Consider the following 14266-nt stretch of genomic DNA (forward strand, 5'->3'; position numbering starts at 1 on the left):
CCCGAAAATGGTGCGATTTGACCTAAATAATCAGGCTGCTGATTGCAAAGGCCGTCCCGATAAACACCATCGCAAGCAGAATGCCGATCGCTACGTTCCCCTTTTGCAGGTGCTCGGAAAGTTTAAGACCCGGCGTAGCCAGCTCAAATACCCAATAGGCAACGATCAAGCATACATACCCGACGGTAAACCACAGTATCATGTGCCAGATCGATGAATTCGTATACGCCGATATGCCCAGAATAATGGCTGTTGCCATAAACTTGCCGCCAAAGGCAAGACCAACCGCGACATTGCCTTTCTTTAGCTCTTCCATGTCGTTAAACCGGGTCATCCAGCTGAAAATCAACATACCCAGTAATTGAAGCACGATAATGCAGATTACACTTACTACAATATTAATGACGACCGTCAATCCGCCCACCCCCGAAATTTTGCATAGGCCAAGTCGTAATCGGCGAAATCATGCACTTCCTCCAATACAACATCAACCTTGTCCTTCTTTTCCATTGCGGCATAACGCTTCTCATCGATCGGCTGCTTGATCCGATTGCCCGTCGGCAGTTCGATGACAGCAAAATGCCTGGTGTCTTTTTTATACGTTGTTTTATAAACCCCAACCAGCTTCACGTCAGTTTTGACCGTGACTTTCAGGTTGGTCAAATCCGATTCTGCCGTCTTTTTGTCCTTGAACGACTTAAGGGTCTGCCAAGACGATAACCGGATATCATTACGTTGATTCGCATCCGTGGTAAGCTCCGCATCCATGAATTGAAGCGTCCAAATTTTGTCCCCGGTAGCATAGTTGTTATCGTTCGGCAGGAGCTCGTTATCCGGCAGCACGGTCATATCGCCGCCAATCAAATCACCGACGGTTCCTTCAATGATCCGGTAGTCCCAAGGCACGCGAGCAGAGGTTGAAGATACTTCCTCCGATCCGGTATGAAATACCGTGGACCCATTGGAGCATGCACTCAGCGCCAAGACCATGAGGGATAATAGTAGTACCGCCAGAACGACCGGAGGTTTCCTCTTTCCCTTAGGAGCACCGCTATGCTGCCTTCTATCTTGTTTCAACTGCATTTATTTCACTCCCATTGCGATAAAATGGCTGGAATTACCCGTAATCAAACCGCCCGCACGTCCCAGCAAACCGCAAGGGGTGCCATTCAGGACGAACAATCCTGTCAGTAAATGAAAATGGCCCTCCGCCGTCTCGATGCGAGCCAGGTCTGCCCTCCGCTGATAGACCGTCGGAAACATGACACTTGTATCATATCCGTCCTGATCCTCTACCTCGAGTTGTCCGGCCTGGTCGTACAGCTTGACAGAACCACCCTCGCGGCCGAACATCGACTTGGACACAAAATCACCGGAGAATACCGGTTTGTTGTAAGTGGGCAGCATATAATTGACGATGGCTTCCCGTTCTGTCTCATCGAACAAAAGGCCCAGCTCATACATCCCCCACATGGCGGCAAGCAGTCCTTTGGATTGCAGTAAAATGCTGTGCGGCGAGTTGAACAGCTGCAGGCGTCCCGTCTCGATGGCAAAGGCAAGCGCATCTCCGCCATCATCGACGGACATCCACTCCTTCGGATATAGGGCGAACATCCGGTGAATCTCCCGGCCATCGCCGTCCTTCAGCATACCTTCATCCACCCACAGATCAAGACAATCCACCAGTCGGATATCCAGCCCGCTGTGCCGAACCAACGCTTCGATCGTACCGGAGTCCTCTTTATGTTCGCCATAAGCGATGCAGGCAGCCGTATCCGGACGCTCTGCTCCCCACGCTTGTGCGACGAGCTCCTGCATCCGTTCGTTGGGAGAGACAATACCGACCTGACGGCACATCCACGGCGTTGCAATGGAAGCCTCAACATAACCTGTAGGCGTGTCCGCATTCAGCTCCAGCAGCTTGATGCTGCCATCATGGGCAATAGCGAAATCAAACCTGGCATACCGGCTGATCAATCCCTCTTTTGGCAGCGGACATTCGTCCAGCATCTGCCACAGGATAGGCGGAATGCCAATCAAGCTGTATATATGATGATTGCGATGAATATAACGAACGGTTTTGTCCAACATGGCCCATAATATCGCGGCTGCTTCTTCCAGCTCACGATAGGTCTCTTGACTTATGGTGACGATCTGGTCTATCCAGTAGGCTTCCCCTTCCAGATCCGCCCAGGTAAAGCCGAGCTCCGCGAGCTCCGATACCCGCCCATCCCGATTAGGGTCAGGCTGTCCCGATACGGTGAATACGCTGTCGTGACTCATCCTCCAAAACCGCCGGATCTGGAGCTGGATTTCGAACCCGAGGAACTGAACCCGCTGGAATTGCCGCCGATGCCACCAGACTTGGACGACGTGGAGCGGCGCGTAATCGTACCCGACGATGAAGTGGAGGTTTTCGGGCGAACATTGGAGTTCACCACCGGTTTATTCTGGAACGTACCACTCGAATACGTGCGGGGTTTATAAGGTTTACCGTTATTCGCATAATAACCGCGATGATTGTTGTACCATCTGCTGGATGAATAATAGGAACCATTGTTAAACAACATGTGATAGAGCAGCAAGTCATCCCAGCCGAAACCGGAATTGTACCCGCCATAGTTGTTGACGATCGTTGTTCCGCCGCCCGAACCCGATCCTGCAGCGGCTCCTTCTACCGGCTCTTCCTGGAATTTTTCCTCACTAGGAAACGGAATGTTCCAATCCACATTCTTGTCAAAATACTTCTTCACTTCTTCTGTCGACCAGGACACCAGCTGCGGCTCTTCGGATGAAGTAACCGCTTCCGAAGCAAGGTCTTTCGCTGCCGCGCCCGATACCAGAAATGCGTTCGCTAACAAGGCAATGCCCAGCGAGCTCGACAGGACCCGAATCGGTTTGCCTTCCGGCGTCAGCCATTTGGATGTTGGCTGATCTTTTTTGTCTTTTTCATTACTCAAGATGGTTTCTCCTTTCGGACAAGATTAATCGTTCCGCATCGGAACGAGCAGAAGCTCAAGTTTGCCCGTGTCTACATTTAATCTGCCTTCAATCGTTTCGTATTCCCGGCCGCCAACAACGATATAATTCACATGCTCCAGTGCAGCAACCATGTTCATCGTCCATGACCGTTCTTCGATCTGCACCAGCTCACCGTCCGGCTTCTTTTCAAACAAAATAACGTTCATTCCATTATCCACTGTGTGTCTACCCCTTCCATCTAAGCAGTGAGTATTGATACGTGTTATATTCCGAATCGTTTCAAGAAATTTCAATGGGCTATCAACGCTTGCCACAATGATCTTTTCCAAAAGACGCAACCCATATAATAACACCGCTACTGATTATTTACACCTGCGAATTACCATTAAAAAATTGATGAAAACGAACATTCTGACCGTACAGTACCTGATTATTTACGTTTTATATGGTGTAGCATCAAATTTCATGAACATCGTCTCCGAGTCGCACCGCATTAAGGTCATTGGCGCGGTGTGAACATAGACGAACGTTAAAAGAAGCATGGATCATCCCTAGGGGTACGATCCATGCTTCTTCTTCACTTCCATGAACACTTATTTATTTAATCAATTCCCAAATTTCCTGAAAGTTATCGGCAAATCCGATAAATACGTTGTCACCCATAACGATCGTAGGCACAATCTGTTTTCCCGTCAGACGCCTCACTTCTTCCGGATATTCCGGGTTCTGTGTGCAATCATACTCCGTATACGGAACCTCCTGCTCCTTGAAGTAACGCTTGGCATGATGGCAATCGCTGCAAGTCGGGATGGTGTAGATTTTCAATGGCTCTGTCATATCGTTCACTCCTTAAACTGAAATTATTGTATCTCAACGACAAAAGGCACGGTCATCACTTCACCCTGATGCTGAAATTGTCCCCAGATTTTGTAGATACCGCTGTGGGGGAAGGTAGTAGCAAATTCCGCTTGGGGTCCTGTACTCTGCTCGTCTAGAGGATGCACATGGATGTACTGCTCAGCGTCTGCGGACAGAATAACAACGTGCCCAACTGCGCCCAGGTAAGGCTCCAGGTTGCTGATGCCTTGCTTCGTCTGCGCATCCTGAATATGATAGGTGAGCACAACCTCTTCGTTCGATAAAGTATTGCTTAAACTCAGCTCAATTTCCTTGCCGTTTACTTGTTTGATCAGGCTGGAATCCGGTTGAATCGCCGAAGGTTTCCCCGCTTCTCCCTCAATCTGAACCCATTCGCTAAGCGTGGTCCCTCCAGCACCCTTAGGCACAAAATCTGCGAACAATTTATATTCGCCGCCAGCCGGGAATGTCGTGTTCACGGTAAATACGCCATTCTCCTTGTAATCCGGATGAATATGGTGGAAGAAAGACAAATCGCGATTCACTATGATCAGATGCAGCAGCTTCTCATGATTGACGTCAAAATCCTGGACAGGTCCACCGTCTTTATCCATAATTTGGATCGTCAGCTCAGATTCGGCACCTGCTCTTGCCGGTTCATTCCAGGTAAATGCAGCATTGTAATGATCTGAGGCAGTTTCATCACCGCCAGCGTGTTCACTGTGCCCATTCGTTTCCTGGCTTTCACTTTCCTTTTCATGGTTTCCGCCATGACCGCCCGTATCAGGAGCTTGCTTCGCATTATCGCATGCTGTCAACAATCCAAAAGCAAGTATGCCCGTTAAGGTTAGTATCGTGCCCTTCCTATTCAACATGGGCTATCACTCCAATCATGGGATATAATGCAAGATGAATTTTCATTCGCTCCTATATTTAGTATACCCCCCTATCCTATAATTAAACAACTTTTTTCTTTTCGCTCCACGCAAATAACACCATGCCGTGTGCATGGTGTTATCTTCCTATTCATCATTATTACCCGAATGGCCGGGAGCATTCCTTATATCTCAATGCGTATACCCGATGATTTCATATATTTTTTTCATATCCACATGATTACGAACGATGTCCGCTACACGGTTAAATTCCGCGAATTTGCGCTCTTCTGCTTTGAACGTTTCCGGAATTGGAATCAGCCCCTTCTTCATCCGAATGCCGTTCAGCCAGGACCTACGGAAGACATCGTTGTCAAACAAGCCATGCAAATAGCTTCCCCATATACGGCCATCAGAGGTAGCAATCCCTTCAATGTGCGGCTGAATATCTTCTATTGCCTTTAAAGAATCTGTGCCATCTGCTTCAATCGAAAAAAGCGGGCGGTGTCCTGAGCCGTCAGACACGGCGCTCCATTCGGTCACGCCCATATGGATTTCATAGGCCGTAATCGTAGAATCGACCTCCGTATCCGATATAACGAACCTCAGCGGATGTTGCTGTAACAATTCCCCTTTCACCCGAACCGTCCTTTTATGCTTTAAAAAAGAAGTCCGAATCGGCAGTAGGCCGAGCCCCTTCGCTTCCCGAACGCTCCCTTCGACCGCATGCGGATCCGACAGCTGCTCGCCCAGCATTTGATATCCTCCGCAGATGCCAACCAACTGCACATCTCGCTGCTGCGTCTGCCTCAAGATCGCATCGGCCAGGCCCCGATCCTGAAGGAACCCGAGATCACTGATCGTATCCTTGGTGCCCGGCAAAATAATGACGTCCGGCGTGCCAAGTTCATCCACCGATTGAACGAAACGAACGACAACATCCGGCTCCCAGCGCAGCGTTTCAACATCCGTAAAATTCGAAATACGCGGATACCGGATCACGACAATATCGAGGTCGCGTTGTTCCTGTCTTTGATATTGAAGCTCATCCAGTACAACCGAATCCTCGGCCTCGATTCGCATGTCCTGAATATAGGGGAGTACGCCGAGCACGGGAATGCCTGTCCGCTCTTCAAGCCAGTCCAGTCCCGGCTGAAGCAGTGCCAGATCCCCACGGAACTTGTTAATGATAAACCCTTTGACCCTGGCCGCCTCATGGGGCTCAAGCAGTTCAAGCGTACCAACAATGGAAGCGAACACGCCGCCACGATCGATATCCGCAACCAGAATAACCGGCGAATCCGCCCATCCCGCCAAATTCATGTTAACAATGTCCCGATCCTTAAGATTGATCTCCGCCGGACTTCCCGCGCCCTCCATGACAACGATATCGTAGCTCTCCCGTAGACGATCCAGTGCATCCAGCACAATCTCTTTGGCCTTCGGCAGGAACTGCGTCCTGTAATCCATCGCACTCATCTGCATGTGTGGAACGCCGTGGATCACAATTTGCGAAAACATGTCCTTTATCGGCTTGATCAGGATCGGATTCATGTCCGTTGTTGCGGCAATGCCGCAGGCCTCAGCCTGTACACCCTGTGCTCTGCCGATCTCTTTGCCATCCAACGTCACGTAGGAATTAAGAGCCATATTTTGCGATTTGTATGGAGCCGTACGATAACCATCCTGTAGAAATATGCGGCATAGAGCCGTCGTTACGATGCTCTTGCCTACATCCGAAGCGGTGCCCTGCAGCATGAGCACCGCTCCCTGTCCTTTCCTGATCTTCGTGGGTGTATCCCTTATGTATTGTGTTTCATTCATCTTCTTCACCCTTTTCCCTGACTTTAATCGCTTGCTCACATCATTATAGCAAAACCATCGCATCGCTAAAGGAGTTCTTCCCGCATGAAATCCAGATAAATTCTCTTGAACTTTGTCAGCCCGAAATGTTAACAATATAGAATAGCAGTTTCGCATGTCCGTGCATGATTACCGAAAGGCGGAAACCAACCATGAAACCTGAACTGAATGAGAAGCAGATAACCGACATCTTTCCTTATTTGAAAGTCGTACCGCCAGAAGAATGGATCCATGCTAAAGCTTTTACAAAACATTTTGATGCCAAATCGAGAATCTTTCATCGAGAGGATGCCACGATGTATGGCATGTTCCTGATCAGCGGATCGGCCCGTATCACAATCATCAACGAAGATGGCAACGAATCGGTGTTAAACATACTATCAGCCGGTGAAGTCTGTTCGCTCCTCGTGCTTAGCGGGCTTAGCGGGCAGGATTATCCTGGGACTCTCATTGCCGAGTCCGAGGTAGAGGTCTTGTATGTATTGAAAAGCAGCTTTCTCCGTTGGCTGCAGATATATGAACCCATCCGTAGCGCTATATTTGGTGGGCTGCTTGATGGAACACTGCGGATGGCAAATATGCTGCAGGAGAGACAGTCATTACCGCTGGAGCAGCGCCTTGCCAGGACTCTTCTGCGCATCACCTCGGAAGAACATCCGTTAGTGCACACAACCCACCAAGAGCTTGCTGATGAAATTGGCTCCGTAAGAGAGGTCGTCTCCCGTACGCTGGGCCATTTCCAAAAGAAAGGATGGCTGGAAACAGGAAGAGGCTGGGTGAAAATTATAAACCGGGGCTGTCTAACAGAAACTGCTCTGTGACCTAGTCACAGAGCAATGTAGTCCTCCCTGCTACATTGGTAACAGGCCTCACGCCTATATACCGTTAACCCAGGAGGAAATCCAAAATGAACAATGTGCTCCAACCCGGAGATTATGCTCCGTTATTCCAAAGCGTAGATCAAAATGGAAATATCATTTCACTAGAAAACCATCGCGGACGTAAATTACTTCTCGCTTTTTTCCGTAACGCAGCCTGTGCACTATGCAATCTGAGGGTGCACCAGTTTATTCAGCGATATCCTCAGTGGCAGCAGCAGTATCATCTCGATGTCATTTGCGTTTTCGAATCACCGGAAGCGGCACTTCATCAGCATGTCGGTCAGCAGAATGCTCCATTTCCTCTTATTGCCGATTCGAATGCGGAGCTCTACACTCGTTATGGAGTCGAGACTTCGGTAGCCAAGACACAAGCCACCTTAGCACAACCGAATGTGCATCAATTCACGGATGAAGCAGAAGCAGCAGGTTTCAAGCTGACGCCGGAAGAAGGTTCAAATTTTAATCGGATTCCGGCAGAGTTTGTGTTGGATGAGGATGGCATCATACGGATTGCGCATTACGGTCGTCTTATTACCGATCATCTGCCTTATGAAACCATTGAACGTTATGCTGCCGGAACATAGCTTCCTTAGTAGCGGGTTGAGCCAGTCATTAGGTCGCATTCAGCGGTAAAAGGAAATCCAGATCCATTGGCAGATAGAGTTGGTCCATGGTATATTGAATGTACAAAAGAAACCGTTCCTTTCGTAAATGGTTTGGGTCGCACCTCCATCTTACCAAAGAACGGTTTCTTTGCGTCTAAAAAAGTAAGCAATCCGCACGGAGCATCTTCTAACAGCAAGAAGGGGGCCTCCCGCAAGATCTAAGATCTTTGGGACACCCTCTGTTTAGTGATGCTATGACTGTAAAGTCAAACGCTGCCTATGAACGCTCTTAAGGGATAATATTTTCAAAATGAGGGGTATATTCATCCAACAATATACTTTTTTATCTAATATTGTATTATCTTGGATAGGTGACTAGAGTTGGTTAAGGGAGGAGCTGATTGAATGGTAATGCATTTCTCCAAGATTAGCAACATCTATATTCATGTCAAATGGTTCACGGACAACTTTGAATGGGTCCCCCTGCCCTTTCCCCGTATCGTTACACTGACGTTCCTGTTTTGGTTAGCGTTTACATTGTTGATCCTATTACTCACCTGTGCCTTTCACGATCCCTTGGGTAAGATGAGGCCCGTCATGAAAATTCACCAATGGCTGCACAGGCTAAGGCCCCATACCGAAGTCATTCTGCGTATAGGGCTGGCCATCGGCCTGGTGCTGCAGCTTCTGAGCGGCTCGTACCTGGCACCTGAGTTCAAAACCAATTCCATGTGGATTATCCTCGGCCTCGCCGCCGCAGCAGCCTGCCTGCTCTATAAACGCACATTGCCGGTGAGCGGTGCCATCCTATTCTTGCTCTATCTACAAGCTTCATTAACCTACGGCATTTTTCATTCCATCGATTATTTAATCTATCTCGGTATTGTATATTATCTGTTTGTGTGTGGCACTCCAATAAAAAGAACGGCTCCTCCCGTCATGTATATATGCACCGGCATGTCCCTTGCTTGGCTTGCTATGGAAAAGCTGACCATCCCCGAGCTTGCTTGCACCGTAATGGGCAGCTACGGACTTCCTACCTTCGGATTTACCATTGAGCACTTCGTTATGATCAGCGCTTTTATCGAAATAGGGCTAGCGTGGGCATTTATCGTAGGCATCATGAGCCGATTCACCGCCCTGCTGGTATCTGGCATTTTTATTATGACAAGCCTTGTATTCGGTTACAAGGAAGTCATTGGCCATACGATCATTCACACGGTACTGATCCTGTTCCTGATCGAAGGTACGGGTGAGCTTAAAACTCCATTTCAATTCCACCGCTCCGCTTTACTTCGCGGATTATTTGTAAGCGTTAACTTTTGCCTGTTTCTGTTCACTTTGATGGCGCTGTATATCTGGATGGGCAAGACGTTATGACAAACTCTGGATTCGTTGGCCCGTATTTCGGAGCTCTACCACCGCCTTGGTCTCGCTTGCTCTAACGACCGCATCCAGCACCTCTTGATTCCGGTATCCGTCCATAAACCCGGGGACTCCATCGGCAGGCGTCCCCCGCAATATCGCGGCAAAATCGGCATACTGCTTGACCTTGCAATGCTGCGGCACTTCCATAGTCGTTCTAGCGAGCTGTACGGGCTCTTCTTCGCGAATCCATACCACCCGTTCCGGATCCAATGTGCTGGCGTGGACCGTGCCATGATCGCCGTAAATGGACACCTCATGCTGGTTGCCTGAACCGAACGCATTGCGTGATGTCTGGAACACGCCCATCATGCCATCGGCCATCCGTGCCTGAAAGCTGGCAAAATCATCAACTTCGATCTTGGCCATCGCTCCCGTTACGGGGTCCCTACGTTCTGGAATGATGGTATGTAACTGGGCGGTAATTTCTTCAAATTCTCCAAACAGAAATCGGGCCATATCGATCATATGCGAGCCCAAGTCTCCCAGCGTCCCCGTCCCTGTGATGGCTTTGTTGTATCTCCACATGTAGGGAACCTGCTGGTTCGGCACGCCAAACCCTTGCAAATACTGAATAGAGAAGTGACGGATCGTCCCGAGTTTGCCTGTACGGATGAGTTCCCTGGCATAACGAAAAGCAGGGGTGTAACGGTATGTAAAGCCAATCATGGCCGGAACGGGCAATTTCTCATATAACTCCAGTAAGGGGATTGCCTCTTCGAACACTCGCGTAAATGGTTTTTCCGTCAAAAAAGGTTTACCCGCTTGCAAGCATGCGCTGATGATATCCGCGTGCACGTTGTTAGGCGTAACCGAAATGACGGCATCGACGTCAGGATCCTCAATTAAATCCTTAAAGTCGGCATAGCGCTTGCCGTCCTCAATCCCCAGTTGATGGCCTACTCTTTCCACGGCTTCGCCATTGACGTCACTCACGGCCACAAATTGATACGTGTTCTCTTCATTCATCCAGCGGATGTGCTCCTGAGCCATCCCGCCCAAACCAATTAAGCCGATTCGAAATTTATTCATCATCGAAACACTCCTTGTTTATAAATCTATCTATCACTAGGATTGAATATGCTGTTCGGATATAGGCTGGCTACCTGTTCGTTATGTTTCTCATGATTGCCTCCTGTGCTCGCTAGAATGCTATTCAAAAGCTTAATCATCATTACGCATGATGCCCCGCAGCATTTCGATCTGCGGGGCAGCCCGGACGGATGCAGGCAATCCTTATTTCACGCTGATATACCGCTGATAGGCTTCCTTGCGGATTTGTACCAGTCGCTCAAGGCCCATATCGTTCAGCTGCTTGACGTATGCATCCCATTCCGCATCGATATTGCCTTCGGATATCCACTTTGCGCGGGTGGTGCCGACATAACCGTCGATATCCGTTGTCAGCGTAGGCAGCTCCTGGAATTCTTCGGCGCTGTACATCACGTTCGGGAACGGCGTCGTTACGTATTCGCTGCCCAGCTTATCGATGACCAGCTTCAAGCCGTCGCCCGTGGTCTCATCCAGAATGATATTTTTCTCAAAGCTGGGGCTTACGTACTTGGGACCGAAATCCCTTACGGATTGCTCCCAGTACCACGCATCCGCACTCGTGCCTTTCGGCGGACTCATGAGCGTAAACGTCCCATCGTCGTTCTTCTGAATCACCGTGCCGATGGCGCCCCAGAAATTCTGGATGCTCGCTTCATTGGTGTAGAACTGGTCCGCCCATCGAGCCGAAATTTCCGGATACTTGTTCGACGTGGTGATAAGGAACTCGTTTCTCCGCAGGCTCATGCCTTGCGGCTCGCCGCCCTGATACCTTTTTCCGTCAGGTCCGGCGATGGACGGAATCGCAATATATTGATCCTTCCATTTCCCAAACACCGCATCCGGCACCCATTGGTTGGAGAAACCGATCAGCGCCGCATCCGGATTCTGATGCTTCGCCGTGGACATGGTGCTGTCCTGCGTGAAGATCTCCTGGTCGATCAGGCCTTCCGAATACAGCTTATGCGCCCACTTGATCGCTTCCTTGTAGTTCTCCGTCACCGGGTAGAACACTGGCTCGTTATCGATGACCATCATGCTGTTGCCGTTAATGTCCGTGATGCCGAACGGATTCAGCAGGTCGATGCTGATGTTCCCCGATCCGCTGACCGGAATCTCATCGGCCTTGCCATTGCCGTTTGGATCCTGTTCTTTAAACGCTTTGAACACCTCGTACAGCTCGTCTGTGTTGTCCGGAATATCCAGTCCGAGCTGGTCGAGCCATGTTTTGTTAATGATCGGCTGGATTGATGCTTTCGGCCTTGACGGCAGCCGCGCCGGCAAGGAGTAGATTTTCCCGTCCGGGAATGTGCTCATCTTCTTCATCTCGGGCGTTTCTTCCAGCGCCGCTTTCAGGTTCGGCATGTATTGATCGATGTAGTCATCCAGCGGGCGGAAATACGACAGGTTGTTCACGATATCAGAATCGCTGAATACGATATCGCCGAAAATAATATCCGGCAGCGTACCGCTGGCCAGCATGATCGATTTTTGCTCTCCCCAATCATTAGAGGACATGATTTGCCAATTGATTTTGACATTGGTCTCCTTCTCTAAATCCTTGAGCCACAGGTTCTGGAGGAATGTATCTCCCATGTTGCCCCAGCGAACGGTCAGCACATCCAGCGTTATCGGCTCATTGACAATCGGCAGACCTTCTTTGTTAAAAGCCGATTCGGCATCCGTCTTGGTATCATTACTCTTACCGCCGCTGCAGCCCGCCAGGTTTAACAGCAGGATTGCGGCCAACATGATGGCGGCAGCCAGCTTCAGACGATGTCTCCTCATTGCATTATTTGTTCCCATTCAACCATTCCCCCAATTATTATTTTTAATAAGATCCATCCGGCTTTACGACTTCACGGCTCCGATCATCACCCCCTGATTGAAATACTTCTGCACGAACGGGTAGATGCACATGATCGGCACCGTTGCGACGATAATGACCGCGTAGCGCATAATATTGGCCAGTCGCAGCGCTATGGCCGCGGCTTCTCCGGTACCCATGGCGGACTGCATCTGGTTGGTAACCAGAATATTTCGCAGGATGAGCTGCAGCGGGTACAGGTTCGTATCTTTTAGATAGATCAGGGCATTGAAATAGGAGTTCCAATGACCCACGGCCGTCCACAAGGCAATGACCGAGATGACTGCTTTCGATAGCGGAATTACGATGGTCATGAAATATCTCAGATTTCCGCAGCCATCCAGTTGAGCCGCCTCCCATAAATCCTCCGGAATGCTGCTCTGGAAAAAAGTCCGTGCCACAATGATGTTAAAGGCGGCAACCGAGAATGGCAACACCATGACAAGAAACGTATCGTACAGCTGGAAATCGCGGATCGTCATAAAGGTTGGAATCAAACCGCCATTAAAGAACATCGTAAAAATAAAGAGCAGCGATATATATTTGCGACCAATGAGGTCTTTTCGCGAGAGCGCGTAAGCTGCGGAAATGTTAACCACCAAGCCGATGGCGGTACCTACAATCGTATACAGAATCGTATTTCGGTACCCAATCCATATATTAGAGTGCTTCAGCAATTCTTGATAGCCTGCCAGCGTAAAATCCTTGGGCCAAAGCCATACCTGTCCATTCGCAACCGCCGCCGGCTCGCTGAATGAAGCAATGATGATGAAGTACAGGGGATAAATTAACACGATCAGCATCAAGACAGCGAATACATACAGGCCGATCTCCAGCACCCTGTCGGAAGATCGGGTATTCCTCTGCCTTGGCGCTGTCTTCTCTCTTATTTCCACAACGCCCATAGAACCCTTCCTCTCCTGTGTTACCACAAACTGTTTTCGCTGTATTTTTTCGAAATCTGGTTAACCAGAATCAACAGAACAAAATTAATAACCGTATTAAACAGATTGATCGCCGACGAGAAGCTGTATTGGCTGCTCAGCATGCCGATTTTGTACACATACGTGGAGATGACCTCGCTGGAGGTAATATTGAGACTGTTTTGCATAAGGTAGACCTTCTCAAAGCCGACGCCAAGCAAACTGCCGATCCGCAATATAAGCAAGGTCACGACCGTAGGCATCAACATCGGGATATCGATAAACCGGATTTTCTGCCACCGGCTTGCCCCGTCCATCGTGGCCGCTTCGTACAAGCTGGGGCTCACCGCAGATAACGCCGCGATATAGATAATGCTGTCCCAGCCCGTATGCTGCCACACATCCGACCATACGTACACACTGCTGAACAAGCCGGCCGATCCCATCAGGTTCGGCGCTTCCGCACCGAAGAGCCGGAAGATATTCCCGATCAATCCCGAGCCCGGCGAGAACAGAATCAGCATGAGTCCCACCATCACGACCGTGGATATAAAATGCGGCATATAGGTTACCGTCTGGAAGAAACGCTTGAACCAATTCTGGCGCATTTGATTGACCATCAAGGCAAGCATGATCGGAATCGGGAACGTCGCAACGCTGTATAAGCTGATTACAATCGTGTTGGTGATCGTTGTCGAGAATTGATAGGAGTTAAAAAACTTCTCAAAATACTTTAGACCCGCCCATGGACTGTCCATAATCCCGAGGGCGGGACTGTAGTCCTTGAATGCGATCAAGATGCCGTACATCGGTACGTAAGAAAACAACAAAACCAGCACAACCGCAGGCAGCAGCAGCAGATACAGGCCCCAATTCTTTTTAATCCGCTCGAGGGTTGGGTGCGTGGTTCTATTCAGTTGGCCTGCTTTCAAATCGA

General features: G+C 49.4%; 15 protein-coding genes. 3 read left to right on the forward strand and 12 right to left on the reverse strand.

Annotated features, from left to right (window positions below):
• Positions 1-22: 22 nt before the first annotated feature.
• The 8 genes from J7E85_RS06640 to J7E85_RS06675 all read right to left on the reverse strand — a co-directional run bounded on the left by J7E85_RS06640 (position 23) and on the right by J7E85_RS06675 (position 6539).
• Positions 23-415, reverse strand: coding sequence for a DUF350 domain-containing protein (locus J7E85_RS06640; RefSeq protein WP_215156138.1), 393 nt, complete (start codon positions 413-415; stop codon positions 23-25).
• Entirely contained in the window at positions 412-1083 is a 672-nt protein-coding gene (locus J7E85_RS06645; protein ID WP_215156140.1) for a hypothetical protein, read from the reverse strand. The genes J7E85_RS06640 and J7E85_RS06645 overlap by 4 nt, the downstream gene beginning before the upstream one ends.
• The gene (locus J7E85_RS06650; protein WP_215156142.1) at positions 1084-2283 is read right to left on the reverse strand and encodes a glutathionylspermidine synthase family protein; all 1200 of its coding nucleotides are present in this window, start codon (positions 2281-2283) and stop codon (positions 1084-1086) included.
• A complete protein-coding gene (locus tag J7E85_RS06655) occupies positions 2280-2960 on the reverse strand; it encodes a hypothetical protein (protein ID WP_215156144.1) in 681 nt (226 codons plus the stop codon). The genes J7E85_RS06650 and J7E85_RS06655 overlap by 4 nt, the downstream gene beginning before the upstream one ends.
• Positions 2961-2984: 24 nt before the next feature.
• The gene (locus J7E85_RS06660; RefSeq protein ID WP_144023399.1) at positions 2985-3200 is read right to left on the reverse strand and encodes a hypothetical protein; all 216 of its coding nucleotides are present in this window, start codon (positions 3198-3200) and stop codon (positions 2985-2987) included.
• A 379-nt stretch (positions 3201-3579) separates the two neighbouring features.
• Entirely contained in the window at positions 3580-3819 is a 240-nt protein-coding gene (locus tag J7E85_RS06665) for a glutaredoxin family protein (RefSeq protein ID WP_215156146.1), read from the reverse strand.
• Between the two features lie 23 nt (positions 3820-3842).
• Positions 3843-4715 (reverse strand): hypothetical protein, encoded by an 873-nt coding sequence (locus J7E85_RS06670; RefSeq protein WP_215156148.1) that lies wholly within the window; start codon positions 4713-4715, stop codon positions 3843-3845.
• A 192-nt stretch (positions 4716-4907) separates the two neighbouring features.
• Positions 4908-6539, reverse strand: a complete 1632-nt coding sequence (locus tag J7E85_RS06675) for a cobyric acid synthase (protein ID WP_215156150.1) — start codon at positions 6537-6539, stop codon at positions 4908-4910.
• 191 nt (positions 6540-6730) lie between these two features.
• Between J7E85_RS06675 and J7E85_RS06680 the strand changes: the two genes are divergently transcribed.
• From J7E85_RS06680 to J7E85_RS06690, 3 genes are all read left to right on the forward strand, one after another.
• Positions 6731-7399 (forward strand): Crp/Fnr family transcriptional regulator, encoded by a 669-nt coding sequence (locus J7E85_RS06680; protein ID WP_215156152.1) that lies wholly within the window; start codon positions 6731-6733, stop codon positions 7397-7399.
• An 86-nt stretch (positions 7400-7485) separates the two neighbouring features.
• Positions 7486-8043 (forward strand): redoxin domain-containing protein, encoded by a 558-nt coding sequence (locus tag J7E85_RS06685; RefSeq protein ID WP_215156154.1) that lies wholly within the window; start codon positions 7486-7488, stop codon positions 8041-8043.
• 426 nt (positions 8044-8469) lie between these two features.
• Positions 8470-9444, forward strand: coding sequence for a hypothetical protein (locus J7E85_RS06690; protein WP_215156156.1), 975 nt, complete (start codon positions 8470-8472; stop codon positions 9442-9444).
• Here the strand turns inward: J7E85_RS06690 and J7E85_RS06695 are convergent.
• From J7E85_RS06695 to J7E85_RS06710, 4 genes are all read right to left on the reverse strand, one after another.
• Positions 9439-10521: a Gfo/Idh/MocA family protein gene (locus J7E85_RS06695; protein ID WP_215156158.1), complete on the reverse strand. Its 1083-nt coding sequence runs from the start codon at positions 10519-10521 to the stop codon at positions 9439-9441. The two genes, J7E85_RS06690 and J7E85_RS06695, sit on opposite strands and share 6 nt — an antisense overlap.
• A 204-nt stretch (positions 10522-10725) precedes the next feature.
• Positions 10726-12345 (reverse strand): extracellular solute-binding protein, encoded by a 1620-nt coding sequence (locus J7E85_RS06700; RefSeq protein ID WP_215156160.1) that lies wholly within the window; start codon positions 12343-12345, stop codon positions 10726-10728.
• A 45-nt stretch (positions 12346-12390) separates the two neighbouring features.
• Positions 12391-13311, reverse strand: a complete 921-nt coding sequence (locus J7E85_RS06705; protein WP_215156162.1) for a carbohydrate ABC transporter permease — start codon at positions 13309-13311, stop codon at positions 12391-12393.
• Positions 13312-13331: 20 nt separating this feature from the next.
• Positions 13332-14261 (reverse strand): ABC transporter permease, encoded by a 930-nt coding sequence (locus J7E85_RS06710; RefSeq protein ID WP_215156164.1) that lies wholly within the window; start codon positions 14259-14261, stop codon positions 13332-13334.
• Positions 14262-14266 lie beyond the last annotated feature (5 nt).

Source organism: Paenibacillus sp. ISL-20 (assembly GCF_018613005.1).
Classification (GTDB): Bacteria; Bacillota; Bacilli; order Paenibacillales; family Paenibacillaceae; genus Paenibacillus_AQ.

Excerpts from the sequence above, each read along its gene's own strand:
- J7E85_RS06645 (WP_215156140.1), bottom strand. The coding sequence starts at position 1,083 with ATGCAGTTGAAACAAGATAGAAGGCAGCATAGCGGTGCTCCTAAGGGA.
- J7E85_RS06650 (WP_215156142.1), bottom strand. The coding sequence starts at position 2,283 with ATGAGTCACGACAGCGTATTCACCGTATCGGGACAGCCTGACCCTAAT.
- J7E85_RS06665 (WP_215156146.1), bottom strand. The coding sequence starts at position 3,819 with ATGACAGAGCCATTGAAAATCTACACCATCCCGACTTGCAGCGATTGC.
- J7E85_RS06670 (WP_215156148.1), bottom strand. The coding sequence starts at position 4,715 with ATGTTGAATAGGAAGGGCACGATACTAACCTTAACGGGCATACTTGCT.
- J7E85_RS06675 (WP_215156150.1), bottom strand. The coding sequence starts at position 6,539 with ATGAATGAAACACAATACATAAGGGATACACCCACGAAGATCAGGAAA.
- J7E85_RS06680 (WP_215156152.1), top strand. The coding sequence starts at position 6,731 with ATGAAACCTGAACTGAATGAGAAGCAGATAACCGACATCTTTCCTTAT.
- J7E85_RS06685 (WP_215156154.1), top strand. The coding sequence starts at position 7,486 with ATGAACAATGTGCTCCAACCCGGAGATTATGCTCCGTTATTCCAAAGC.
- J7E85_RS06690 (WP_215156156.1), top strand. The coding sequence starts at position 8,470 with ATGGTAATGCATTTCTCCAAGATTAGCAACATCTATATTCATGTCAAA.
- J7E85_RS06695 (WP_215156158.1), bottom strand. The coding sequence starts at position 10,521 with ATGAATAAATTTCGAATCGGCTTAATTGGTTTGGGCGGGATGGCTCAG.
- J7E85_RS06700 (WP_215156160.1), bottom strand. The coding sequence starts at position 12,345 with ATGGGAACAAATAATGCAATGAGGAGACATCGTCTGAAGCTGGCTGCC.
- J7E85_RS06705 (WP_215156162.1), bottom strand. The coding sequence starts at position 13,311 with ATGGGCGTTGTGGAAATAAGAGAGAAGACAGCGCCAAGGCAGAGGAAT.